The sequence below is a fragment of the Mycobacterium sp. M26 genome (genome assembly GCF_001494595.1).
Classification (GTDB): domain Bacteria; phylum Actinomycetota; class Actinomycetes; order Mycobacteriales; family Mycobacteriaceae; genus Mycobacterium.
Genome location: NZ_LN929908.1, coordinates 983,982 through 1,009,758, shown reverse-complemented (window position 1 = coordinate 1,009,758; position 25,777 = coordinate 983,982). Strand labels below are relative to the sequence as shown.

The following is a 25,777-nucleotide window of genomic DNA, read 5'->3' as shown; positions in this document are numbered from 1 at the left end:
TCCGCTAGCCATGCGACCGTTCGACGATCCGCACACCCATGCCGAGTGTCTCGTAGATGCGCAGATCGTCGACCCAGAACGAGCCCTGGAACACCACCAGCACACCGCGCTCCTCCCGGGTGACCGAGAGGATGTCAATCTCGCTGCGGGTGCGCTTGTTGGTCGGCACCACCTGGCCGCGGAACTTCCAGCTGAACGGCTGGCCGACGGCGACGATCTCGAATTCGCTGTCCTCGCTGCCCAATCCGGCCAGCTTGGCCGCCGCGCGGGCGGCCTGCTGCATGGCCTCGATGCCCAGCGATCCCGGCTGCACCGGGTCCTGGAAGAAGTGCGCCTTGAAGAACCATGCCTCGGGATGGACGTCGTACTCGGCGACCAGCCGGCCCAGACCCTCGACTCCCCCGGTGGGCCAGAAGTTCACCCGGTCGATCACCTGCAGCCGGCCCTGAGCCAGCCACGGATCACCGCGCAACTCATCGGCCTGGTACGGCATGGCGATCGGGGCCGGGTCCGACAGCGATTCCAGCTGACCGGGTTCCACCTTCAGACCGACCTGGTTCTTCAGCGCATCGGGGCTGAAGAAGCCGAACGCGGTCTTCATCGTCATCACGACGTGATCGCCTTGGGTGCAGGTGACATCGAAGAAAACGATCGTCGACCCGCCGCCCTCGGCGTAGCGGCTCAGCGTCGAGGTGATCCGCAACGTGCCGACCTCGGCGGGCTTGACCAGCACCACCTCGTCACCGTCGAGGTTGCGGAACACCACATCGTCGGGCCGGTTGGCCGCGAACCCGTTGTAGGACGACAGCCAGCCGCAGGGCTGCAGCAGGATCTCGATGAGCACCGACAGCGGCACCGTCGAGGACTTGCCGTCCTCGAAGTACCAGGCATCGGCAGGCACGTCGTATTCCGCGACGACGGTGCCGCCCTTGGTCGGCACCCCGGGCGGGCTGTCGACACTGATGATGCGGGAAACGAAGTGGTAGGGCTCGTCGGGCAGCCGCGGAGCGCGCCGGGTGCCGTCGAACGGCTTGTACAGCGAGCCGAAGGCGTCTGACGGCATACCGCGACCACAGGCCAGCAGCGCGCCGTAGTCACCGCGAACGTCCTTGGTGCCCTCCAGGATTCGGATCGGGCCGGGCGCACCGGGGGGCATCGGCCAGTCCGGGACCAGCCGCATCCCGAACCGCCGGCAACCGAACACCTTGAACCCGTCGCTGCGGCACAGCAGCGCGGCGTACACCGTCGGGGTGGGCCCGTCGATGATCTCCTCGATGAACACCTCGTAGTCGAGCTCGTGGTCGGCGTCCGGGATGACCTGTCCGCGGCAGACGAACCGGGCCATCTCCTCGGCAACCGGCTCGAACCGCCAGCCGTCCCGTTCGATGGTGAAACCGTAGGCGGCCATCGCGAACGACAGCGCCTGGGTGGCGGCATCGGCCATCAGGGTGCCGGGCATGCACGGGTCGTTCTTGAAATGACCGTCGTAGAACCAGGTGTCCTTGGGCACCGAGGCGGTGGCCCGCAGATAGCCGCGGCCCCAGGGTCCGCCGTCGGGCTGGAACTCGGCGATCTCATCGATCAACCGCAGCTTGCCGCGAGGCGGCTTCGGCGTACGGGTATGTGCCGCAGCCCGTTCGAAGCCGGGGCCGAAGCAGGCGTAGGCGTGCCCGTCGGTGAAGGCGTCGACCTCGGCGCGGTCGAACGAGCGCTTCTGGGTGACCCGCGGCGGCTCGTCACGGCGCGCACCCTGGCGCGGCACGTCGTCGGCGGCGTCCCACAGCACCCCGTCGGAGTGGCTCAGTTCCTCGTTGGAGAAGAAGCCGGCCTGCCCGTTGCGCACCGAAATCATCAACCGATCACCGATGTAGCAGTCGTAGTGGAAGAAGAACAGCCGGGTGTCACCGTGTTTGGCGTGGCCGTCGATGTGGATGTCGTAGCGCAGCGTCTCACCGCCCTTGGGCAGCTCGCCCATGAACGTCAGGTCGCAGCCGAGCAGCCGGTACACCCGCTCACCGCGGTTGTGGAAATCCGCGCCCAGCCAGGACGCCAGGAGCAGGTCGGCCTGACCGGACTCGATCACCACACCGGGTGACATCCGCCCGTTGTGCATGTACCAGGCGTCGGGGTCCACGTCGGTCTCGGTGACGATCCGACCGGTGCCCATCGTGCCGGGCTCACCCTCGATGAGAATCACCCGATCCGCCAGCAGCAGCGGCGGTTCGGGCATCCGGACCAGCCGGTCGTACTGGTCGAGTTCGGCGAACTTGGGGCCGAAGACCTCCGAGATGTTGCCTCCGGCAAGCAGTGCCACCGGGGACGGCGGGGCGTCCAACGTCATAGGGCCGCGCCGACCGGCTGCCATCGACAGCATCTCGGCGCGCATCCGCAGGAACGACTCATGCGCGGCGGCCTGCTGCTCGACGAAGGTGGCATGCGCCTGTCCCACCGAGTCGACCAGACTCAGCGCGGCGGCGGCGCGACCGCTGACAGTGGCCGCCGCCACCTCAGCGCGCGACGGGACCACCTCGGTGGCCGTGACGACGACCTCCCGTTGCGGGATCACCAGCGGCGTCGGATAGGCCGGTGCCGCTGGCATGGTCTGCACGGTTCCTTGATCGATTTCGGGCAGGTCGATTTCCGGCATTGGGGCGCTCCCATTCTCGGACGCGTGGTGGGCCGCCGGCTCGGGCTGCGACACCGCGACGACGTCGGGCCAGTGGGCGGGCAGGGTGACCTTGCGGGGGGTGTCGGCCGACGCCGGCGTGGACTGTCGGCGCAGCTGATCGAGGCGGGCGTCGAAGGCATCCACCCGCACCGGCAGACCGTGTACCCAGAGCTTGGACACCGACTCGGCCAATGCCCGTAGCCCGCGGCGCTCCTGCGGGTCCAGGGCCACCGCCACGTGCGGGCGGTCCCCGAGGATTTTCGGGATCGACCCGGTCAGGATGGCGCGCGGTCCGTGCTCGACGAAGACCCGGACACCGTCGTCGTAGGCCTGCAGGATCGTGGCCGGGAAGTCGATCGGCTCGACGGCCTGCTGCGTAATGGCCGCTGCCGCAGCCTCACTGGTCGGCACGTAGGCCCGGTTGCCGGCGTTGGTGTAGAACCGCACCCCCGGGGCGACGTGCGCCTGCCGGGTGTGGATGGCCCGCCAGGTGTCGGCGAACGGATCCATGGCGCTGCAGTGGATCACCATGTCCAGGCCCAGCGGGATCGCGGCCGCACCCTCGACGGAGTCGATCACCCTCTTGCAGGCGGCCGGATCACCGCCGATCACACAGTCGTCGGGGGCCTGCACGATCGTCATATAGGCATGCGGTTCGCGGGCCAGCGCGGCCTCGATCTCGGTGCGCGGCGCGGTCACACGCCAGCATTCCCACGGCGCGGCCTGATCACCCAGACCCCAGTCGGTGGCCGCCACCCGGCAGCTGCCGGTGAGCTGTTCGCCGTACATGCCGGAGGCCTCGATCTCCTCGAGCATCTCCTCCAGATCGCGCCAGACACCAAACGCCAGAAGCGAATTCGTCTCCCCCGACGACAGCCCGATCGACGCGGTCGGCGCGAGGCCGAGAACGGTGCGGGAGAACTCTGCATGCGCCTGGCATACCAGGGCGCAGCCGGTGAGCTGAGTGCGCGGATCCAGGGTGGTGATGCCCGCGCCGTAGAGCGGACGGGCCAGCGCACCGACACCGGAGAGCCGGCAGGCCAGTGCATCACCGAGTTCGGGCCAGGCCAGGAACAGATCGCGTCCCGCCCCCGGGTAGGCCGCCGCCGCCCCGGTGAACATGAAGGCCAGTTCTCCGTCGGTCGGTCCGTCGGCGAACGCGACACCGGGGATCACCGGAACCTCACCGCGGTCCAGGCGCTCGATCGCCGCCGTGCGCAACGTCTCCAGCGAGGCGTCGCTGTCGGAGACCACCGAGCAGCGCACCGGGCCTGCACCGCCGGGCTCGCGGCGCTTCATTCGGGCCAGCACCTCGTCACGGCTCGCACCGGCATAGCGCTCGCAGATCGGGACCGCGCCCAGCGCCAGCGGGCGGGGCCGGTGCCCCACTGCCGAGAGAGTGACCCCGTCGGCCCGTCCGCCCAGTGACTCCAGCCAGATCGAGGTCTGTGTCTCACCGGGCGTGGGCTGTGCCCCGTTTCCATCCACCCGGACCCTGGCACGCAATGCCTCAGCACGCGCGGCGATTTCGATCGCCGCACCGGCGGCATGGGTGCGGCCAAACCGCTCGGCGCCGATATTCGGATCCGGTGCGCTGACGGTTCCGTCCGGGTCCACCACGGCGACGATGTCGTCACCGGCGGCCTCGGCGTCGGCCCGCCGCTTGAGGACGAAGGCCACCGCGGCGTCGCCGTGCGGCTCCCATCCCCCGGCACCGACGGCGTCGGCGGCGCGTTCATGGGCCGGTTCACAGCACATGTCGACCGCACCGGCGACCACGGCGTCGAGCTCGCTACGCCGCAGGGCGCGCACCGCCAGACGCAGTGCGGTGATCGCGGACAGTTCCTCACTGGACACGGTGAAGCCCCAGCCGCGGAAATCCCGTTGCGCGTGAATGCGATTGGCCGGGATGTTCGGCATGGTGCCGACCACACCGTCGGCGGTCAGCTTCGGCGCGGCCTCACTGTTGGTGCTCAGCCATGCCTCGTCGTCGGCGTGCAGGACCCGCAGGCGCTGGCGGGCGATGGTGGCATCGCAGCCCATTCCGACAATGACGCCGGTGCGCTCGGGGTCGGTGCCGACCTGGTCGAGCGCCTGCCCGGCGGCAGCCAGCATGGTGGTCTGCTGGCTGAGGCTGGACTTGAGCTCACTGGGCGGAAAGCCAAGGCGGACAAGGTCGAGTTCGACGGTGTCCAGTGGCGTCGGGGCCGCCTCAGGACCAAGCGCGCGGCGGCGGAACGATTCGACGTCGCGCGCATCACCGGTCACCACACCCAGTGCGCAGATGACGATGTCACCGGAGGGGGCGACCGGCGCCGCCGAGCGACGGCGGCCGGGCACGTAGTTCTCCACGATCAGGTGGGCGTTGTTGCCGCCGAACCCGAAGTTGCTGACCGCGGCCCGCTTGATGTCACCATCCCAAGCGGTGGGGGTGGTCGCCAAGGTGAAGGACGTATCCCCCAGTGCGGCTGTCGGTTTCTCGCACAGCGCGGGTGCGATGGTGGAGGCCTGCATGGCCGAGAGCACGTTGATCAGGCTGGCCGCACCGGAGACGGTGATGGTGTGCCCGAGGTTGCCCTTGAGCGCGCCGAGGCGCAGCGGTACCTCGCCGTAAGCGGCGAGGATGCTCTGCAGCTCGGTCGCATCGCCCAGCGGTGTTCCGGTGGCGTGGCAGTCCAGATAGTTGATATCGGCGGGATTGAGCCCGGCTTGGTCCAGCGCGTCCAGCATGGCGCGGGTCTGGCCGCCGACTGCCGGCGCCAGGAAGCCACTCTGGCGTCCGTCGTTGGACAGCCCGACACCGAGGATCACCCCGAGAATTCGATCGCCGTCGCGCTCGGCGTCCGCCAAACGCTTGAGCGCCACCAGCGCCGCACCCGCCGATGGCACCAGTCCGTCGGCATCGGTGTGGAACGGCCGTGACCGCCCCGACGGGCTGAGTGCTTGCAGCGCAGTGAAACCCAGGTGCAGGAACAGGTCGTCGGCGCCGTTGACGCCACCGGCCAGCATCACGTCGGCCTCACCGTCGTGCAGGGCGTCGCAGGCCAGCTTGATGGCGTACAGCGACGACGCGCACGCCGCGTCCAACGCGAACGCCGGTCCGGTCATCCCCATCGCACCGGCCACCAGGTGCACCGGCAGACCGGAGCAGAAGCGGTTGCGCGGATCGGCATGACCGGTGCCGTTCCAGACCCCTTCGACGAACTCGGTGTTGCCGGTCGACGGGTAGGACAGGTTGCCGACGATCAGCCCGGTCCGGGCCGCCGCGGCCGGTCCGCCGAGGGCCTGCTGGGCGCAGTAAGCCAGCCAGTGGCTGATCGGGTCCAGCCGGTCGAACTCGCTGATCGCAGTGCGCAGCGCCCCGAGATCCGGTGCGGTGTCGATGTATCCGCCGGTGGCCGAGGACACCCGCAGGCCCTGCTTGTCACTGGCCAGTAGCGCCGCCGGGTCCACGCCCCGCCAGTGTTCGGGCCGGGTGGGGGTGAGCAGGCAGCGTCCGTTCAGCGTCGCGTCGAACAGTGCCTCCGGCGTGGCCGCGCCGGGCAGGATACAACTGCGCCCGACGATGGCGACAGGTTCGAAACCACTCACGCCGTCGTATCCGCCCCAGTGCCGGCCACGTAGAACTCCACGCCTTCCAGTTCGGCGACCAGTCGGCCGTCGGCGGTCTCCAGAGCGATGTCGAAGTCGACGCGCTTGTCGTTGACCGGCTTGGCCGCCACCCGGCAGCGCAGGCTGCCGCCGTCACCGGACGGCTGGTGGAAGACCGCCCGCCCGATCCGCACCGGCAGCACCAGCGGCCGTCCGTGCGCACTGGCCCACAGGATGCCCAGTTGCAGACCGCCGTCGACGCTGACCGGGTCGATCGCCCAGTCGCCGTCCGGCCAGCCGAGTTCAGCCAGGCCCTTCAGGCTGGCACTGCCACCGCCGGCACCGACCGCCTCGAGGTGCTCGATGGCCGCGAACCGCGGACCGTGGAACAGCGGACCGCCGTAGATCTCCCCGACCCCGAACGGCCACTGGCCGCCGGTGACCGCGGGCACCGAAATGCTGTGTGCGGCCTGGGCTTCGGTCTCCAGCACCGCTCGGTAGCGCTTGCGGCCCTCGGGATCCTGGACGCTCACGGTGTAGGCCGAGCCGGTGGGCTCGAAATCCAGAGTGAGTGCCTGCTGCTCGCATTCGGCGAACGTGACACCGGAGAGCACCTGGAAGTCGCGGATCACCGGGGTGGCATCGGGCACCAGGCCACGCACGGCGCGCAGCATGGCATCGAGCACGATCACCACCGGCACCACCACCCGGCCACGGACCTGATGGTCCGCCAGCACCGGCAGGTTCTCAGTAGACACATCCCAATCCACCCGGGCTGCCCGCAGGCGACCCTCGGCCGGTGCGGCGACCACGATCGCGGTGACCGGATCGCGCCGCAGCGCATGCTCGGCGAAGAACTGTGCCCCTTCGTCGATCGGGATCACGCCGACACCGGATTCCAGGAACCGGCTCTTGAGGGTGGCGTCGACCATCCCGCCGTCCCACGGTCCCCAGCCGAACGCCCGCACCACGCAGTTCTCGCCGCGGCGCGCGGCCTCACGGGCCGCGATGGACTCCAGCACCGCGTTGGCGGCCGCATACGCGCACTGGCCGGGGTTACCGGCACGCGCGGCGATCGAGGAGAACAGCGAGATGAAGCGCAGATCGTCGGCCGACGTCGCCTCCAGAAGCGCCTCGGCACCAATCACTTTGGTGCTGAACACCCGGACGAACTGATCGTCGTCGAGGTCCTCCAGCCGACGGTCGGCCAGCACACCGGCGCCGTGCACCACACCGACAATCGGCCCGACAGTAGCCCGCACCTCGTCGAGGACGGTGCGCAACGACTGGGCATCGTTGATGTCGGCGGCGAAGTAGCGGGCCGGGGTGCCCTGCGCCTCGGCCGCGGCCAGGGTGGCACGCACCTCCCGTTCGGCCAGCAGGCGTTCAGCCTGTGCGCGGGCCTGCGGCAGCGTCAGCGTCTCGCCGCGGGCGCGGGCCGATGCGGCCAGTGCCGTGGCGATCTCGGTGGAGGTAGTGCCGGTCGGCTCGTCGGCGGTGGCCTCCCGCAGCGCGGTGCGGCCCAGCAGGGCCAGCCGCAGACCGTGGCGACGGGCCAGAGCCAGCGCCGACTGGGCGGTCACCCCGCGCGCGCCGCCGGTGACCACGACGACGCCGTCGGAGGGAACGCTGATCTCCTGACCGGTGGGCGCGGCGTCGACATCGTCGACCACCACCAGTCGGGTGCCGTCGCTGCGCAGCGCGACCTCGACGCCGCTGCCACCGGCGAGCAGCTCGGCGGTCAGGCGTTCGGGGTCCAAGGTCTCGATGTCGATGGCGCGGACCGAGGCATTCGGCCATTCCCAGGCGGCCGTCTTGGCCACGCTGGCCACCCCGATCGGGGTGTCGGCTTCGGCGAACCGGGCGCCGGTGGACTGCACGGTCACGAAAAGCCTTGAGCGCGAGGAACTCTTGGCCACGCTGCGAGCAGCATGGAAGGCACGCAGGTGAATGTCCACACAGTCCTGCGTCGAGTGAGCCGGGCCGAGAGCGGCCAGGCTGATCACCGCAGCTGCCTCGTGCGGCACCACGTCAACCGCGCGGGCCTTGATGCCGTGGCTGATCATGACGCGCTCGAGGTCTTCGGCGAAGGCGGCGTTCTCCCGGGTGATGAGCACTTCACCGTCACGCAGACCGGCCATGGCGAAGCCGCTCGGCGGGACTTCCCGCATCGCCGCCTCGGTGCATTCCAGACCGCCGGAGGGCGCGGTGGCCGTCACGGTCTGCGGTGCCGGTGCGGCGGGTTCGGATCCGCCACCGGACGTTGCACCCGACACGGAGTCGACAACGTCCTGCAGGGTGCGCAGGTTGGCCAGCTCGGAGGCCGGAATCTCGCGCGTCCCAGGGAACTTCGCCTGCAACGCCGCCAGGATCTCGACCTGCTTGATGGAGTCGATACCCAGCTCGGATTCCATCTCCATATCCAGCCCGAGCATGTCGGCCGGATACCCGGTCTTCTCCGAGACGATCGCCAGCACCACCTCACCGGCATCGGCGGCCGGTGCCGCAGGTGCGGGTGCGGCCGGTGCCGCAGGCGCGGGGGCGGCCGGGGCCGGCGCGCCGCCGGAGGCGAATCCGGCGATGGAGTCGACGACGTCCTGCAGGGTGCGCAGATTCGACAACTCCGAGGCCGGAATCTCCGGAGCCCCAGGGAACTTCGCCTGCAACGCCGCCAAAATCTCCACCTGCTTGATGGAGTCAATACCCAGCTCGGACTCCATCTCCATATCCAGCCCAAGCATGTCGGCCGGATACCCCGTCTTCTCCGAGACGATCGCCAACACCACCTCACCCGCATTCACCGCAGGCACAGCCGCAGCGGGTGCCGGCGCAGCAGCAGCGGGCGCACCTGCCGAGGCAAAGTCGGCCACCGAATCCACCACATCCTGCAAGGTGCGCAGATTCGACAACTCCGAGGCCGGAATCTCCGGAGCCCCAGGGAACTTCGCCTGCAACGCCGCCAAAATCTCCACCTGCTTGATGGAGTCAATACCCAGCTCGGACTCCATCTCCATATCCAGCCCAAGCATGTCGGCCGGATACCCCGTCTTCTCCGAGACGATCGCCAACACCACCTCACCCGCATTCACCGCAGGCACAGCCGCAGCGGGTGCCGGCGCAGCAGCAGCGGGCGCACCCGCCGAGGCAAAGTCGGCCACCGAATCCACCACATCCTGCAAGGTGCGCAGATTCGACAACTCCGAAGCCGGAATCTCCGGAGCCCCAGGGAACTTCGCCTGCAACGCCGCCAGAATCTCCACCTGCTTGATGGAGTCAATACCCAGCTCAGACTCCATCTCCATATCCAGCCCAAGCATGTCGGCCGGATACCCCGTCTTCTCCGAGACGATCGCCAACACCACCTCACCCGCATTCACCGCAGCCACAGCCGGGGGCGCAGCCACTGGCGCGGGGGCCGGAGCCGGCGCGGGGGAAGGAGCTGCCACCGGAGCGGGTGCTACCGGAGCGACCGCAACCGGTGCGGGCGCGGGGGCAACCGGCTCAGCCACGGTGTGCACGGTGTGCACCACCGCGTCCGGGGTGTGGACCACCACGGCAGGTGCCGGCGCCAGCGCTTGGGGCGCAGCGGAGTGCTCACCGACGATCTCGGCCATCATCTGGGCCGACATCTCCAGGAACGCCTTGTGGGTGTCGGCCACCGCACCGAGATAGCGCTCGTGCTGCTGCGCAGTCTCCTTCTGGATGCGGTCGATGATGCTCCACGCGTCGGTGGACAGCGGCGCCTGTGCGACCGCCGGTGCCGGGACGCCGTTGCGCGGCAACACCGGCGCGGGTGGAGGGGCAGCCTGCGCGGCGGGTGCAGCGGCCGGAACGCCGTTGCGCGGCAACACCGGCGCCGCAGCGGGAAGCGTCTGCACCGCGGCAGCCGCGGCCGTCCGCAGGCGGGTAAGGCTTTCCAACGTTGGCTCCTCCTACCAGAACCGCGTGCTTGGGTGCCGGCACATGCTGGGCCGGCTCTTCGTAGTTGTCGTACAGGGCGGCCAGGTTCAGCGGCACGCCGTCGGCGGCCAGAGCCGCCAGGCCGCGATGCCAGCCGCGCAGTCCGCCGGCCTTCGGGTCGTCGAGCGCCACCGCCAGATGCGGTGTGCCGTCGAGGATCTGGTCGACGAGTTTGGTCAGCACCCGGCTGGGCCCGACCTCGATGAAGCGGGTGACGCCGTCGCGGGCCATCGCCTCGACCATCTCGCGGAACCGCACCGGCTGGCGCACCTGGTCGCCGAGCTGCTCGGCGATCCCGTCACCGTAGGTCTGCGCGGTGGCATTGGCGTACACCGGGAACTGGGCGGACCCGAACTCCATGGTCTTGAGGTAGGCGGTCAGCGGCTCGGAGGCCGCGGCCACGATCGGCGAGTGGAACGCCGAGGCCACCGGCAGCCGGACCGAGGTCCAGCCGGCCGCCTTGGCCGCGGTGGCCGCCCACTCGATGTCGGCGGCCGGTCCGGCCAGCACCACCTGGCCGGGGGCGTTGTCGTTGGCGATCACCAGCGCGGCCGCGGCCTGCGGCTCGGCGTCGAGCAGGGCACGCACATCGGCGGCACTGGCGGTGACCGCGAGCATCGCGCCGTCGCGGCCCTGGCCCGCCTCGGCCATCAGCACGCCGCGGGTGCGGGCGGTATCGACCAGTCGCTGCAGCGGCAGCACACCGGCGGCCGCCAGCGCGGACACCTCGCCGAAGCTGTGGCCGGCCGCGGCGTCGGCGTGCACACCGAGCACATCGAGCAGCACGAGCTGCGAGAGGCTGGTGGCGGCGATCGCCGGCTGGGCGTTCTGCATCGCGGTCAGCGTGGCGCGCTGGGCGTCGGCGGTCTCGGTGTCGAAGGCCGGCTCCGGGAACACCACCCGGTGCAACTCGGCCAGGTCACCGCCGAGCGAATCCCACACCGCGACCGCCTGCGGGAAGGCTAGCGCCAGATCGGCACCCATGCCGACGTACTGGCTGCCCTGGCCGGGGAACAGGAACGCGGTCTTGCCGTCCCGGGCCGGACCGACGCCGACCGCGATGTTGGCGTCTTTGAGCTGGGCGACGGTGCCGTCGGCGAGCGCCTTGCGCAGCTTCTCGGCCAGCGTCTGCAGCGCGGCCACATCGGTGGCCACCAGGCCGGCGCGGGCGGTCTGCGAGGCGTCGAATGTGCGGGCCGACTCGTAGGCGATCCGGGCCAGGGTTTCCCCGGAGCCCGCGGCGGCCACCAGCTCGGCGGCTCGGCTGGCCAGCTCCGCCTCCGACGGCGCGCTGAGCACCACCAGTTCGCTGGGCAGGGCGCGCAGCCGCTTGGCACGCTGCGGGCCGGTGTACTCCTCGATCGTCACGTGGAAGTTGCTGCCGCCGAAGCCGAAGGAGCTGACGGCCGCACGACGGGGCTGATCGCCAGGGCGCACCCACGGCCGGGTCTGCGCGTTGACGTAGAAGGGCGTCTCCTCCAGGTGCATCGCCGGGTTCGGGCGATCCACCTTCAGCGTGCCGGGCAGCGTCGAATGCTGCAGCGCCAGTACGGCTTTGATGAGACCGGCCGCGCCCGCCGCCGCCTTGGTGTGGCCGATCTGGGACTTGACCGAACCCAAGGCGATGCGCGCGGATTGATCGGTGAACACCTGCTTGAGGCCGGCGAACTCGGCGACGTCACCGGCCTTGGTGGCGGTGCCGTGCGCTTCGACGAGTTCGACGGTCTCGGGCTCGTAGCCGGCCCGCTCGTAGGCCCTGCGCAGGGCCTTGGCCTGACCTTCGGAGCGCGGGGCGTACACGCTGGACGCGCGCCCGTCTGAGGACGAGCCCAGCCCGCGGATCACCGCGTGGATCTCGTTGCCGTCCCGCTCGGCGTCCTCGAGGCGCTTGAGTGCCAGCATCCCGACACCCTCGCCGATGATGGTGCCGTCGGCGGAGTCCGAGAAGGGCCGGCAGTCCCCGGTGGCCGAGAACGCCGGCGTCTTGGAGAAGCACATGTACATCATCACGTCGTTCAGCGCGTCCACACCGCCGGTCAGCACCAGATCCGACTCGTGCAGGTACAGCCGGTGCAGTGCGGCTTGCACTCCCGCGAGCGAACTGGCGCAGGCGGCGTCGACCACGAAATTGCTGCCACCCAGATCAAGACGGTTGGCCACCCGGCCCGCGACCACGTTGCCCAGCAGGCCCGGGAACGTGCTCTCCTGCCAACCGGGGTAGGACTCGGCGATATCGCGGCAGATCTCGTCGGCCTCCGCTTCGGTCAGCCCGTTCTCCAGCAGCGCCTTACGCCACACCGGACGCTGCATCCGGGAGCCCATCTGCACCACAAGTTCGGTCGTCGAGGCGACGCCGAGCACGATGTCGACGCGGTCGAGGTCGACCTCCGCACCCGAACGGGTGGCCTGGTCCAGCACCTTGCGGGCGGCGATGAGGGCGAGCAGCTGCGCTGAGTCGGTGGATGGCAATGCGTTGGGCGGCAGGCCGAACTTCACCGGGTCGAACGGCACCGGCTCGATGAATCCGCCACGCTTGCAATAGGTCCGGTCGGTGGCCTTGGGGTCGGGGTCGTAATAGTCCTCGATCAGCCAGTGTGACGGCGGCACGTCCCCGATGGCGTCCCGTCCGGTGGTAATGGTGCGCCAGAAACCTTCCAGCCCCGGCTCACCCGGATAGATGGCTGTCATTCCTACGACGGCGATGGGCGTGGCGAGGGGGTGCTGCTTCTGGTCTGTCATGACACCTTTGATCCGGGGGAGGTGGACTTACTGAACCGGGTGAATGAGCTATCCGAGGGGACGGGGACGGAAATCGAACGCGGACGCTGGCATTTCGACGCCTGCGGTGCGCAATTGGCCGGCCCGGGTGACGGTGGCCGCGCCTTCGAGGAGGTTGAGCGCGATCTGGCGGACGGTGCGTGAGCCCACCGGCTCAAGGAAACTGCCCCGTACCCAGTCGTTGAAGCCGCCCATGGCCGGGCCGCACCAGATCTGGTAGTCGGCGCGCCGCTCGGAGATGCCGTCGCGGGCCCACTGCGAGCCCATGAACAGATACCAGCGGAACACCAGGGCCATCCGGTGCTTGGGGTCGGTCCGCCCGCGTTCGGCCTGCCGCGGGTCGCTTCTGGCGAAGAAGGCCTCGGTCTCCTGCCAGATGTCGTCGACGGTGCGGCCGAGCACCGTGGTCTCGAGGTTGCGGACCTCTTCGGCCGGGGCCTCCTCGAAGGAGTTGTACCGGCGGTAGAAGTCCGACAGGCGCTGGCCGCGCTGGGCGAACATGGTGCCGCGCTTGAGCACCTGCACCGTCACCCCCATTTCGAACATGTCTGAGGCGGGCGCCATCGTCACGTCGGTGGCCTGGGCCAGCGCCAGCAGGCTACGGGCGTCGGGGGCCAGCCCGCTTTCCACCGCGGACTGGTTCACCGACCCGGTCAGCACGTAGGCCGCCCCGGCCGCGAACGCGGCGGCCACCGAGGCCGGTGTGCCCAGGCCGCCGGCCGCACCCACCCGGGGCAGCACGGTGTAGCCATGGGCGGCGGCGATCTCGTCGCGCAGCGCGATCAGACCGGGCAGCAGCACGGTGAGCGCACGATTGTCGGTGTGCCCGCCGGAGTCCGCTTCGGCGGTGATGTCCTCGGCCACCGGGATGCCCGCGGCGAGCTGGGCCTCCTCGGCGGTCAGCCGGCCCTCGGCAACCAGCGCGCTGAGCATGGCTTCCGGAGCCGGCGAGAGGAACTGGCGCGCGACCTCCTCGCGGGAGACCTTGCCGAAGATGTTTCCGGCCCGCACGATCTGGCCGTCCGGGCCACGACGAAGACCCTTCGCCGCGTAGTAGACGATCGCGGGGGTCAGCCGCATGAAGGCCGAGGCGGACACGTAGCGAACGCCGAGCCGGTGGAACAGATCGACGGTGGCCATCTCCACGGCGTCGTTGTGCAGGTTGTGGATCAGGTTCGCGCCCCAGCCACCGGCATCGGGGCCCAGGGCGGCCTGAATCTCACGGACCCCGGCTTCGATGGTCGCCAGATCCAGACCCGCGCTGCCGTAAAAGGCCATCACGCCGGCCCGCACACCCGCGATCGTCATCTGCGGGGTCGCGATACCGCGGGCCATCTCGCCGATCACATAGGGAAAGCGCACCCCGTGGGTGGCGGTGAAGCTTCGCTCACCGAGCCATTCGGGGTAGATCGGGGGCAGCACCGCCAGCACGTCCTGGCCCATGATGTCGGGCGTCAGCAGTCCCGCGTCATCGAGGACGATCGGCCGGGGACCCTGGGCCGACGAGACCACGGCAACCGGTCTGCGGATTTCGGTGAGTGCATCGACGACGTCGTGCCGATCGAGCAAAGAACCAGCCGCGCCGTCCGTAGGACGCGAGTTAGCCAAGGACGCACGCATGGTGTCGCACTTTAACCAATTGACGCGGGCGTGAGGCCGTTTTAGAACACGTTCTTATACCGGCCCCCCTACCAGCCGGTAACCCTGTGAAGGAGGATATCCCGTAACCGAAGCTTTCCGTTGCTGAAACCGCATGTCGGGGTGATTTCGTAAGAATTTCGCCCCGCGGCACTCTCAGGAAACCGGGTTCAGTAGTTCATGCAGGTATTGGCGACCTTGGTGACCGCAGGTCCCACTGCAGCCGCCAGCATGGCCTCGGTCTGGGGGTCCATCGCCGACTGCTGCTGGGCGATCTGGGCCTGACGCTGGTCCACCGGCAGAGCCAGGAACTGCTGGAGGTTGGCCTGCATATCCGGCCGGTAGGCCAGCTGCAGACTCAGCGCCGGCGCCTGCGCCTTCAGGGCGGCGGAGACCTGGGCGTAGCTACACGGTGTAGTAGCAAGCGCGTCGGTGATCGGGTCGGCCGAGGCGGGGCCGGCCAGCGACAGCGGGGCCGCCACGACGAGGCCTCCGGCAACGACGGCACTTCGCCACCAACGTGCAGATGTCATCGAGACGCGACCTTCCCTGGGACCCACCCGTGCGGTGGGACGGATGCGCGCCAGTCAACCATCGCAGCGAATTTTCGGGCCGAAAATGGCGCGACCGACAGATTTGACCGCTCACTAACAAACAAGACTGGTAGTTCCAAAAATGCTGCTGGCGTTCTACCGTCGAGACGGATCCCCTGACGTCCGCATCGAAGGAACCCCATGACCGCTTCCGTGCAGCTGCCCTTCCGCCAGGACCACCCGTTGCGATCATCGGAGGAGTTGCAGGCGCTGCAATCGAGCGGTCCGATTCACCAGGTGCTGACTGCCGTCGGTCACGAGGCCTGGCTGGTAACGGGCTACGCAGAGGTGCGGCGCCTGATGGACGACGAACGACTGGGCCGCACCCACCGCGACCCGGCCAACGCCCCGCGCAGCCGGACCTCGGCGTTGTTCGGCGGCCCGATCGGCGACTTCGACACCGAGTTGGCCGACCACGCCCGGATGCGTCAGCTGCTACAGCCGCACTTCTCCCCCAAACACATGCGGGAGCTGGCGCCCAAGCTCGAGGCCCAGTGCAGCGCGCTACTCGACGAGATGGAGCGCACGGGTCCGCCCGCCGATCTGCTGACCAGCCTGGCGCAGCCCTTCCCGGTGCTGGTGATCTGCGATCTGCTGGGCGTGCCCTACTCCGACCGGGACCGGTTCCGGGTGTGGGTGGAGCAGGCCGCGTTCGCCCCCGACGACTCCGAGTCGGAGAACGGGCTGGTGTCCCTGCTGGGCTACGGCATGGAACTGGTGAGCGCCAAACGCGCCGACCCCGGCGACGTGATCTCCCGGCTGTGCGACGAGCCCGACCTGTCCGACCTCGAGGTCGCGACGCTGGGCATGCAGCTGTTGTTCGCCGGACACGAGACCACGATGATGCAGATCTGGCTGCAGTCCCTGCTGCTGCTCACCCACCGCGACCAGTGGCAGGCGCTGCTGGAGTCCCCGCAGCTCATCCCCAAGGCCATCGAGGAACTGCTGCGGGTGGGGATGCCCGGCGGCATCGGCGTCCCGCGGTATGCCCGCGAGGACATCGAGGTCGGCCCGGTGACGATCCGGGCCGGCGATCTGGTACTCCTCGACCCGGGATCGGCCAACCACGACCCGGCGGCCTTCCCCGACCCCTACCGCACCGATCTGAACCGGACCGGGGCCGCGCACGTCGGGTTCGGCTATGGCATGCGGTACTGTCTGGGTGCGGCGCTGGCCCGGATGGAACTCAAAATCGTATTCTCCCAATTACTTCCGCGGTTTCCACAGATGCAACTGAGCGGTGAGATCGCCAGCCTGGGCGCCGGTTTCCATTCGCTCTCACACGGACTGGTGCCGCTCGCCGTCACCTGGTGAATCTCCTCACCTCCTGCCAACCCGCTGCGGGTGTGCCAAACGACGAGCTTTCCGATTGCCGACAGGCGCAACCTGGAAGTACTCGGAGGTAAGGAGTTACGCCATGGTCGCGCCAGGACCGCACATCCCCGACCGCTGCGAGGCTCGGATCTTGTTGACCGCACTGGAACGGATGCGGGTGCGGCTGGTCATGCAGCGCGCCGAGCTGTCCCGGCAACTACGGGAGTTATCCGAGCGGCTCGACGGCACCGACCGCCAGCTCGACGACGTACGAGTAACCACGGAGTGGCTGTCGGCGGTGTCGCGGCACCCGAGCACCCGCCTGCACGCCTGAGCTTTCCGGAGTCGCCCCGGCCGGTCGCCGTGTCCGATAGCGTACGAACACGGCGGTGAAGGGGGCGGGGTATGCAGCGTGGGCGACGTCAATGGCTGGGGTGTGTCTTCGCGCTGGCATCCGTTCCGGTCGTAGCGATCTCGACTCCCGCCGTCGGCCATGCCGAAGACGGGTGCGGCGCCGGGATGTACTTCAACTGGGAAACCAACCAATGTGAGTACTACGACGACGTGACTGTCTACATCAATCCGTGCTGCTACGTCGGGCCCGCTGGCCCTGGCCCGGTCGGCCCTGGACCGATCGGACCCGGTCCCGTCGGCCCTGGCCCGATCGGTCCGGGACCCTTCGGACCCGGCCGTCGTTAACTAGGAGTCTTGTGTCCGACGACGATGAGGCGAACAAGAGCTTCGAGGAGCGGGAAAAGGCTCGCGCCGAGGCCGAACGCGGCGAGGACGTGGTGTTCCCGGAGAGTTTCCGGAAACTCATGCGAACGCTGCTTGCGCCGTGGAATAGGCGCTGATCCCCTACTATTCCCCCAGTTGCTGGATCGAGTGCGTCCAAGCCTGAGGAGCAAGCCGTGAGCCAGCCATCCGCCGCGGCGTCCTCCGAGACCGACACGCTGAGCCGTCGCCAGATCGTATTCCTGGTTACGGCACTGGTTTTCGCGCTCATGTCGTTCTCGCTGAACGCCACCATGATCGCCCCGGCCGTCCGCGACATCAACGAAACACTGGGACCCGGCGCCTTCGCCGCCATCTCCACACCGTTCTATCTGGCCGGGGCGATCGCCAATGTGGTGCTGATCCGGTGGAGCGACTACATCGGCCGCAAGCGAGTCCTGCTCGGCATCCTGGTGATCCTGTGCATCGGCACGGTGCTGTGCCTGAGCACCTCGCTGCCATTGGTCGTCGTCGGCCGGTTCCTGCAGGGCGCCTCCAACATCTCCTACGGCCTGGCATTCCTGATCCTGCGGGCGCGGGTCAGCGGGACGACCTTCGGCATCTGCTGCGGGGTAATGGCCTCGATCAATGGAGGTGTGGCCGGCGGGGATGCGTTCCTGGGCGGCGTGATGACCGACCTGTGGGGCTACCGCTCGCTGTTCGTCCTGATTCTGGCGGTCGGTGTGATCGCGCTGGTTCTGGTGTGGAAGGCGGTGCCCGGCGACGCCTCCGATGACCGCAAGTCGGGCCGGATGGACTGGATCGGCGGGGCGCTGATCGCGACGACCGTCGCCGGGATCACGCTGTTCCTGTCCAACGGTGGACACGAGGGCTGGGACTCCACCCCCGCCCTGGTGTGGCTGGCCACCACCGCGGTGGCCTTCGTCGGCCTGCTGATCTCGACGCGCCGTACCGACGACCCGGTCGTGGAGATCGCGTTCCTGCGCACGCGCGAAGCGTGGCCCCTGCTGGTGGTCACCGTCCTGGTGATGGGCTCGTTCATGGTGATCAACGGGTTCATCGTGCCGAGTCTGGCCGAGGACCCCGATTCCGGTTTCGGCCTGAATGCGACGACGACGGCCCTGCTGTTCCTGACTCCCGGCGCGATCGTGCAGGTGCTCACCGCGCCGTTCATCGGCCGGCTCTCGGTGCGGGTCGGCTTCGTCACGATGCTGCGTGCCGGGGTGGCGTCATCGATCGTGGTGGTGGCGTTGATGGCGGTGTTCGCCGAGCACAAGTACGCGATTGCCGCGCTGATGGTGGTGTTCGGATTCACCTGCACCGCAGTGATATTGACACCCCTGGGTTCGTTGGGCGTGTTGCAGGCCTCCGAGGAGGAACCTGGTGCGCTGCCCGGTATCGCCAACGCCAGCTACGGGATCGGCTTCTCACTCGGGTTCGCCTGGGCCGGCCCGATGATCGGGTCCGGCACGCCGTCGACGTTCCAGGCCGCGTTCTGGACCTGCGTCGGTATCGGGGTGGTGGCCCTGGTGTTCAGCATGCTGCTGCGCCCGACGGCGGCGTCTAGGGGGTCGGCGGCCGCCGCCGGTTCGACAGCTCCCCCGTCATCGCATTGACCGACGGCGGGACCGGGATGTCGTCAGCACAGTCCGGGGCGCGGCGCGGCTCCCCGTAAACCGTTGTCAGCGGGACGATTCCGGCCCAGGCTCCGGCAGCGACGTCCTCGTCGGGATCCTCCGGCCAACCGTCGCCGATCTTCAGTGACCAGTTCTCGGGTGTGATTGCCATTCGCAGCACCAGGGTGGCGGCGAGTTCCTTGCGGTTACTGGGCCGCAACTCGGCGACCCGTCCGGGGATGAACGTATCGGTCAGGGTCTCCAGATACGCCAGCTTGTCGGCATCCGGCACCACTTCGAAAGTGCCGAACAGCACGGCGCTGCGGAACTGGAAGGACGATTCGAACCCGCTGCGCGCCACCAGGACTCCGTCCAGTGCCGTCACCGAGATCGCCGCCTGCGCGCCGCCGGCGAGCTGGCGCAGCCAGGGTGAGCCGGTCGAGCCGTGGATCACCAGCTCGTCGTCGATGCGGGCACAGCCGATCGGGAAGATCACCGGGTGGCCGTCGCGGATCAGTGCGATGGTGGCCAGTGGGGTGACGTCGAGCAGCTCGTCGAGGCGGTCGCGGGAGGTGTTCTGCTTTTCGGCCAGGCGGCTGACGCGGGTGGAGGGGTGCGACATGCCCCTACTGTCGCACGGCGCGCAACGCCGCGGGCGTCAGGTCGGCCAATGTCGGGTAACCGTCGATGGCCATGATGAGGTCGGCCTCGGCCAGCATCGAGCGCAACACGTGCACAATCCCGTCGCTGCCGGCCAGCGCCGCCCCATAGGCGTAGGGCCTGCCGATACCGACGGCCTTGGCACCCAGGGCCAGGGCCTTGATCACGTCGGCCCCCGAGCGCACCCCGGAGTCGAAGATCACCGGCACGTCACCGGCGGCGGCCACCACGTCAGGCAGGCAATCGATGGCCGGCACCCCGCCGTTGGCCTGCCGGCCGCCGTGGTTGGAGCAGTAGATACCGTCCACCCCGGCGTCGATAGCCCGCCGGGCATCGTCGGGATGGCAGATCCCCTTGAGGATCAGCGGCAGCTTCGTCAGCGATCGTAGCCACGGTAAGTCGTTCCAGGTCAACGAGTTTCCGAACACGCTGATCCACTGCATGACGGCGTTGCGCGGGTCGGCGTCGATGTCCGCGTCAACCTTGGCGCGGAAGTTCGGGTCGCTGATGTAGTTAGACAGGCACTTGCCACGCAGCTGGGGAAAGTTGGCGGTGGCCAGGTCACGCGGGCGCCAGCCGGGAATCCAGGTGTCCAGGGTCACCACGATGCCCGCGTAGCCGGCCGCCTCGGCGCGGTGCACGAAACTTTCGGCCAAGTCCCGGTCCGTCGGTGTGTAAAGCTGGAAAAGCCCTGGGGTGTCGCCGAATTCGGCCGCGACGTCTTCGAGTGGGTCCATGGTCAGCGTCGACACGCACAGCGGGACACCGGTGCGGGCGGCGGCCCGGGCGGCGGCGAGGTCACCGTGCTGGTCCTGGGTACACAGCCCGATGACACCGATCGGCGCCATGAACAGCGGGGTCGGCCAGCGCCTGCCCCACAGCTCCACCGACAGATCGCGCTCGGTGGCACCGACGAGCATCCGCGGGATCACACCCCACTGGTTGAACGCGGTGGCGTTGACGTTCTGGGTGCGCTCATCCCCGGCGCCGCCGGCGACATAGGACCACACCGAGGGGGAAAGTGCTTGGGCAGCGCGCGATTCGAGCTCGGCAAAGGTCATCGGCAGGCTCGGCAGCACACCGGTGAGGCCCTGGAAGTAGATCTCGATCTGGTAGTTGCCGTACGGCTGCGTCATCGCGGGTACCTCGTTTCAGGCGACCTCGGCGACCAGGTCGGCCACCCGGCGTAACTGGTCGATGTCGGTGCTGGTGGGGATCAGGTGCACCTCGGTGGTGCCGATCTCGGCGAACCCGCGCAGGGTGGCCACGAGTTCCTCGTCGGTTCCGGCCCAGCCTGTGGTGGGCGCCATCGCGTCGACGATCTCGCCGGGGATCCAGTTCATGTAGTGGCGCAGATGCTGGTGTACCTGGGCGCGCGGGGCATCCCCCTGCCCGAGTGCGAACCAGAACGACGTCGCCAGATGGGGATCGGCCTTGCCTTCCTGCTTCCAGGCGGTGCGGGCGACGTCGAACAGTTCGTTCTGCTTGTCCAGGTCCAGATCGAGGGTGATCCCGGCCAGGCCCTCGGCCCACGGGGCCGCGCTGCGGATGGTCTTGGGTCCGATCGTGCCGACCAGCAGGCGCGGGCCGCCGTGCTGGGCGGGCCGCGGCCCGACCGGTAGCACGGATTCGGTGATCTTCTCCCCGGACCAGATGCGCTGCATGACCGCTACCCGCTCGGCCATCTCCCGCATGGTCTGGGTTTTGGGGTCGGCCCCCACCGCGCGGTAGTCCTCGTGGCGTCCGCCCACACCGATACCCACCACGAGTCGTCCGCCGCAGAGCATGTCGCCGGTGGCCAGCGCCTTAGCCAGCATCACCGGGTCGTGCAGTTGCGGCACCACGACGGTGGTCACCAGCGGCACCCGGTCGGTCCACGCCGAGAGCGCGCCCAGCAGGGTCAGCGAGTCGGGATTACCGAATGCGATGCGTTCACCCCAGCACAACGAGGAGAACGGGCCCTCGTCGACCGCTCGGGCCCAGCGCTTCAAGACGTCCGCGTCGATGTCCGGCTCCATTACCGGCAACGTCATGCCAATCTGCACGTTCGCGATTCTGGCACGCCGCCGAGGTCGACGTTTTGGCGTGTCCCACCCGTACTTTCCCGCCCATGTGTCGGTTTCGGCGCAACGGGGGTCAGGTGACGGGGTCCTTGCTGGCCCGGACGGGTCCAGCGTTCGGCGGCGGGGCGAACAGGTTGCCGCGCACGCTGCCGCGGGTGGTGCGCACCGCCACCAGCAGCCAGGTGCACAGCAGCCCGAGATAGGCCACCGTGGCGGCTATCTTGAACGCCGGCAGCGACGTGTGCACGGCAAGCTGCGTGGTGCCCGTGACGAACGTTCCTACCGGGAACGTCAGGCTCCACCACGTCAGCGCGAACGCCATACCGCGGCGCAGCGTACGCACCGTCAACGAGGTGGCCAGCGCGATCCAGAGCACCGCGAAACCCCACACCGGCACCCCGAACAGAATGGCCAGCGCATTGAAATTCTCGGCCAGCGCCGGTGCCACCGCCAGGTGCGCATTCAGGCCCAAAAGCCCAGCCGCCGTGATGGATTGGCCCAGTGGACCGAGCACGATCCACAGGGTCGGCACTCGTGCGGTACCCGAGGTGCCGTACAGCGCCAACCGGCTCCAGATCATCGAGATGATGATCAGCGCCGCAACCAGCGACAGGCCGAACATCGCATACAGGCCGTAGAACATCGTGGTGCGGCCGGTACCCGGCGCCATGTGCGGAAGCAACAGCGCACCGGTGGCGGCCGACACCATCGGCGGCACCACCGGCATCAGCCAACCGCCGAAGGCGGCGTCGGGTTCCACATGGTGCTGGGTGAACATCAGGAACGGGATGCTCACCGCGGTGAACAGACCACTGATGGTGCCCGCGGTCCACAACACCCAGGCCAGGTCCACGGCGAACCGCGCTCCGATCACGGCCTGGCCGACCAGCAGCGCCCCGGACCCGACGGTCATCATCGCCATCGGGGCCGCCCCGTAGAAGTGCGCCATCTGCGGGTTGCGGGCGTGGCTGCGCGCGGTGGTGGGATGCCGCAGCCAGTGCCCGCCCACCACGACCAGGAGCACGACGAGCAGCACGGCCGCGATTACCCAGACCACCTGGGTGAAGGTCTGCAGGCCGCGGAACTGGATCGGCAGCGTGGCACCCGCGGTTGCCACGATGCCGGTGCCCATGACCGAGGCGAACCAGTTGGGTCCGATGTTTCCCAACACTTCGTGTGAGTGCGTCGCCATCGCAGCTACGAAGCCCCGGCGTTGTGGCCCCGGCGGTTCTCCTGCTTGAGGTAGTCGCGGGCCATTGCGGCGACGTGGTCAGGCAGGCTGCCGCTGGCCACATCGGCGAGGCTGGTCTCCTCGAGCACGGAGCGCATGCTGGCGCGCAGGGCACGCCAGACGTCCGTCAGTGCTTTCGTGGGCCCGGTGTAGGGCAGATCGCCCAGCCCGATGTCACGCACACTGGCCAGCGGTCCGTCGATACAACGCAGGACGTCGGCCACACTGATCTCGGCTGCCGGGCGGGCCAATTCATAGCCCCCGTCGCGGCCGCGGTGACTGCGCACCAGCCGATCGGTGCGCAGCGCGGACAGGATGTCGACGAGGAACTGTGCCGGGATGCCCTGGGCCTTGGCGAGGTCCTCGGTCGTGACCAGCACTCCGCCGTCCACCGACGCGAGTTGGGTCATGGCGCGAACGGCGTACTCCGCTTTCGCCGACATTCGCATGCCGCGAATTCTGCCACCGCGGCGCTGACAATCGCCGCAGGTGCTCAGTTGTCGGCCGACGTGGCCGAATCGGTCTTGGCCCGCGGGCCCAGTGCGGTACGCACCGCGTCACCGAATCGGTCCGCCGCGGCATGCGCGGACTCGATGGCCGCGCTGGCCTTGGCCCGCAACTCCCCCGCCTTGGCACCGGCCCGCGGCCGGGCCTTGTTGCCGTCAGTCACGTCCGTGGCACCGTTCGGGCTGACGGCCGCGGCGCTGGCAGCGGCCTTGACCTCGGCCGCCGAGTGGCGTCGCACACCGGCCGCGGTCGCCGCACGCGGAGCCGGGGCATCCTCGGCAGCAGCGGGCTGGGCGGCCGGCACGTCGATGAAGCGCTTGCGCACCACGGTGTTGACCGCGTCGGCGACGATCAGCGGCGCGACGATCGGCGCCGACACCGCGGTGATGGCGGTGACGACCGCGGTCCGCAGGTCCCCGGCTGCCAGCGCGGCGATCGTGTCGACGATGAGCTTGGGTTCCGAGGACACCAGCGCCCCGGCGGTCACGGCGGCGACCACGACCTGGCCACCGACGTAGCCCACGTCATCGGCCAGCGTGGTCAGCGCCTGACGCAGCACCGGGTCGACATCGCGGACCGCATCGGGTATCGCAGGCACGGCGATGGGGCCGACCTCGTCGAGCAGTCCGGCCGGCACCGCTTGGACGGGGAGATAGGGCAGCGAGACAGCAGTGAGCGCCGGCGTCGGAGCGGATGCCGAGATCGCGGTGTGGGCGTCGAAGACTTCTTCGACGGCCTTACCGCCGAGCAGGGTGGCGTTGGCGACCAGTTCGGCCAGCATCCGCTTGAGCGCACTTACCGGCGCGGAGTCGGTGGGTTGCAGGGCGATGGCCTCGATCAGCGCCTGATCGAACATGCCACCCGAGCCGGCGCTGCCGGCCGACAGTTCGACGGCAGGCACCCGGACGTCGGACTGGGGAACCAGAACGGGATTAGCGACGACGACGGTGGCGCCCACGAGCACCACACCGGTGGTGAGGACCGTACCGATACCCCGCCGCACTGAAGTCACCGCCTTGTTGCCGATTTGAAGCCTTAACAATACCTGAGAGGAAACTGAGAAACCAATCACGCATCGGCCTCTTCCTGTGCAAAACGCAAACACCTGCCGTCCACAGCAAGGTGCCCCCCCTTCGAGAAGGAGGGGCACCTGACGATCCGTGGGATTACTCGGAGGACTTTCCGGCACTGGCCGTGTGGGCCCGCTTGGAGCCGCCGGTGCTTTTTCCGGCACTCTTCGACGAGCCGTTGTCCGACGAGGACGGCCCGGCGCTGCCGTTGTCGCCCGGCGTCACGCCGGTGGACGTCGCCTCATCGGCGGCCGGGGTGGCGTCCGTGGTCGTAGCTTCCGCGGACGCCCGCAGCGCCGAGACCGTGGACGGCGCCGCCGATTTCGCCGCCGCTGCGGGCTGGAACGGGCCGGCCGCGGGGTCGTAGGGCGCGTTATAGAAGCTGTCCGCCAGCTGGCGGGTGCCCTGTGTGACGACGGCCCGCAGACTCGGGATCACCGGGTTGGTCGGGTCGGCGGTGACCACACCCGGCCCGATCGTCAGCTTCTCCAGATAGCCCAGGGTGCCGTTGCGACCCAGGAAACCGTTGACCGCGGTGTTCCAGGCGGCTTCGAACTGGCCGCTGGTCAGCTGGCCGAATGCGGTGGTCAGGGTCGCGATCGCCTGGTTGAGGATGTAGGAGGTGCCGCCGACCGTCACGCCCACCAGATTGGTGACCAGGGTCGGGAGGGCCGAAGCCACGATGCCGACGTTCTCGATGAGGTTGCTGACGATGTAGTTGGCCGAGTTCAGCGCCGAGTTGATGCCCTTCTCCAGCGGAAGGACGATCTGGTTCTGCAGCACGGCCAGCGCGGCGGTGGGGTCGCCGGCGATCAGAAACTGTGCGGCGTCGACCACGGCGAACGGGGTATTCCACACCGCTTGCAGGGTCTTGTTAGCCAGGTCGCCGACACCGCGGATCCCGGCCCAGGCGTACCCGGACACATTGGTGATGACAGTCTGGGCCAGCGGCAGCGGCCAAAACGCGATGTCGGGCAGGATGCCCTGGTAGCCGGCGTAGGCGTAGTCGCCGAGGTCGGGCAGCGTGTTCCACGGCGCGTCCCAGGCCCCGTTGTAGAAGACGTTGGTGTTGACGTCCTCGATGACCTCGGCGATCGCGTTGATCGGACTGGCGACCGACGCCAGCCGCACCGCCTGCGTTGCGGCGCGGTCGGCCGACGACACCAGGCTGGGCTGGGTGATCGGCGTGACTGCGATCGCGGTGGCTGCGAGCAGCGCAGCTCCCGCGGTCAGATGCGAGCGCAACGAAATATCCATGAGGGTCCCCCTTGTTTTGACGACATCGTCAGCCACGGAAACTACCTGAGATGAGCCTGAGAAGACAGGGGTTATTGACGTTTCGGAGTCAATGAC

General features: G+C 68.9%; 16 protein-coding genes. 4 read left to right on the top strand and 12 right to left on the bottom strand.

Features of this window, described 5'->3' with window-relative positions; translation table 11 throughout:
- Window positions 1-4: 4 nt before the first annotated feature.
- From BN3385_RS14290 to BN3385_RS14275, 5 genes are all read right to left on the bottom strand, one after another.
- A complete protein-coding gene (locus BN3385_RS14290; protein WP_059017431.1) occupies window positions 5-6,259 on the bottom strand; it encodes a type I polyketide synthase in 6,255 nt (2,084 codons plus the stop codon).
- The gene (locus tag BN3385_RS28975) at window positions 6,256-9,873 is read right to left on the bottom strand and encodes an SDR family NAD(P)-dependent oxidoreductase (RefSeq protein ID WP_286141858.1); all 3,618 of its coding nucleotides are present in this window, start codon (window positions 9,871-9,873) and stop codon (window positions 6,256-6,258) included. The genes BN3385_RS14290 and BN3385_RS28975 overlap by 4 nt, the downstream gene beginning before the upstream one ends.
- Window positions 9,854-12,958, bottom strand: a complete 3,105-nt coding sequence (locus BN3385_RS27660) for a type I polyketide synthase (protein WP_082690470.1) — start codon at window positions 12,956-12,958, stop codon at window positions 9,854-9,856. The genes BN3385_RS28975 and BN3385_RS27660 overlap by 20 nt, the downstream gene beginning before the upstream one ends.
- Window positions 12,959-13,006: 48 nt before the next feature.
- Window positions 13,007-14,566: a PfaD family polyunsaturated fatty acid/polyketide biosynthesis protein gene (locus tag BN3385_RS14280; protein WP_231748734.1), complete on the bottom strand. Its 1,560-nt coding sequence runs from the start codon at window positions 14,564-14,566 to the stop codon at window positions 13,007-13,009.
- A 239-nt stretch (window positions 14,567-14,805) separates the two neighbouring features.
- Window positions 14,806-15,168, bottom strand: a complete 363-nt coding sequence (locus BN3385_RS14275; protein WP_082690469.1) for a hemophore-related protein — start codon at window positions 15,166-15,168, stop codon at window positions 14,806-14,808.
- A gap of 201 nt (window positions 15,169-15,369) precedes the next feature.
- Between BN3385_RS14275 and BN3385_RS14270 the strand changes: the two genes are divergently transcribed.
- The 4 genes from BN3385_RS14270 (at window position 15,370) to BN3385_RS14260 (ending at window position 18,893) form a co-directional block, all read left to right on the top strand.
- Window positions 15,370-16,542, top strand: a complete 1,173-nt coding sequence (locus BN3385_RS14270) for a cytochrome P450 (protein ID WP_059017422.1) — start codon at window positions 15,370-15,372, stop codon at window positions 16,540-16,542.
- Window positions 16,543-16,645: 103 nt separating this feature from the next.
- Window positions 16,646-16,876 carry a hypothetical protein gene (locus BN3385_RS14265; RefSeq protein ID WP_059017420.1) on the top strand — a complete coding sequence of 77 codons (231 nt, stop codon included), beginning with the start codon at window positions 16,646-16,648 and terminating at the stop codon, window positions 16,874-16,876.
- 376 nt (window positions 16,877-17,252) lie between these two features.
- Entirely contained in the window at window positions 17,253-17,396 is a 144-nt protein-coding gene (locus BN3385_RS28200) for a hypothetical protein (protein ID WP_156432753.1), read from the top strand.
- Between the two features lie 57 nt (window positions 17,397-17,453).
- Complete coding sequence (locus BN3385_RS14260; protein WP_059017418.1) at window positions 17,454-18,893, top strand: MFS transporter; 1,440 nt, start codon at window positions 17,454-17,456, stop codon at window positions 18,891-18,893.
- Here BN3385_RS14260 and BN3385_RS14255 read toward each other — a convergent pair.
- The 7 genes from BN3385_RS14255 to BN3385_RS14225 all read right to left on the bottom strand — a co-directional run bounded on the left by BN3385_RS14255 (window position 18,841) and on the right by BN3385_RS14225 (window position 25,681).
- Window positions 18,841-19,515 (bottom strand): pyridoxamine 5'-phosphate oxidase family protein, encoded by a 675-nt coding sequence (locus BN3385_RS14255; protein ID WP_059017416.1) that lies wholly within the window; start codon window positions 19,513-19,515, stop codon window positions 18,841-18,843. The two genes, BN3385_RS14260 and BN3385_RS14255, sit on opposite strands and share 53 nt — an antisense overlap.
- Before the next feature lie 4 nt (window positions 19,516-19,519).
- Window positions 19,520-20,689, bottom strand: a complete 1,170-nt coding sequence (locus BN3385_RS14250; protein ID WP_059017413.1) for an alpha-hydroxy-acid oxidizing protein — start codon at window positions 20,687-20,689, stop codon at window positions 19,520-19,522.
- A 15-nt stretch (window positions 20,690-20,704) separates the two neighbouring features.
- A complete protein-coding gene (locus tag BN3385_RS14245) occupies window positions 20,705-21,586 on the bottom strand; it encodes an LLM class flavin-dependent oxidoreductase (RefSeq protein WP_059017411.1) in 882 nt (293 codons plus the stop codon).
- 103 nt (window positions 21,587-21,689) lie between these two features.
- Window positions 21,690-22,808 carry a TDT family transporter gene (locus BN3385_RS14240; protein ID WP_059017409.1) on the bottom strand — a complete coding sequence of 373 codons (1,119 nt, stop codon included), beginning with the start codon at window positions 22,806-22,808 and terminating at the stop codon, window positions 21,690-21,692.
- Between the two features lie 5 nt (window positions 22,809-22,813).
- Window positions 22,814-23,296, bottom strand: a complete 483-nt coding sequence (locus BN3385_RS14235) for an Rrf2 family transcriptional regulator (protein ID WP_059017407.1) — start codon at window positions 23,294-23,296, stop codon at window positions 22,814-22,816.
- A gap of 44 nt (window positions 23,297-23,340) precedes the next feature.
- The gene (locus tag BN3385_RS14230) at window positions 23,341-24,357 is read right to left on the bottom strand and encodes a hypothetical protein (RefSeq protein ID WP_059017405.1); all 1,017 of its coding nucleotides are present in this window, start codon (window positions 24,355-24,357) and stop codon (window positions 23,341-23,343) included.
- Between the two features lie 163 nt (window positions 24,358-24,520).
- Entirely contained in the window at window positions 24,521-25,681 is a 1,161-nt protein-coding gene (locus tag BN3385_RS14225; protein ID WP_059017403.1) for a hypothetical protein, read from the bottom strand.
- Between the last annotated feature and the right edge of the window lie 96 nt (window positions 25,682-25,777).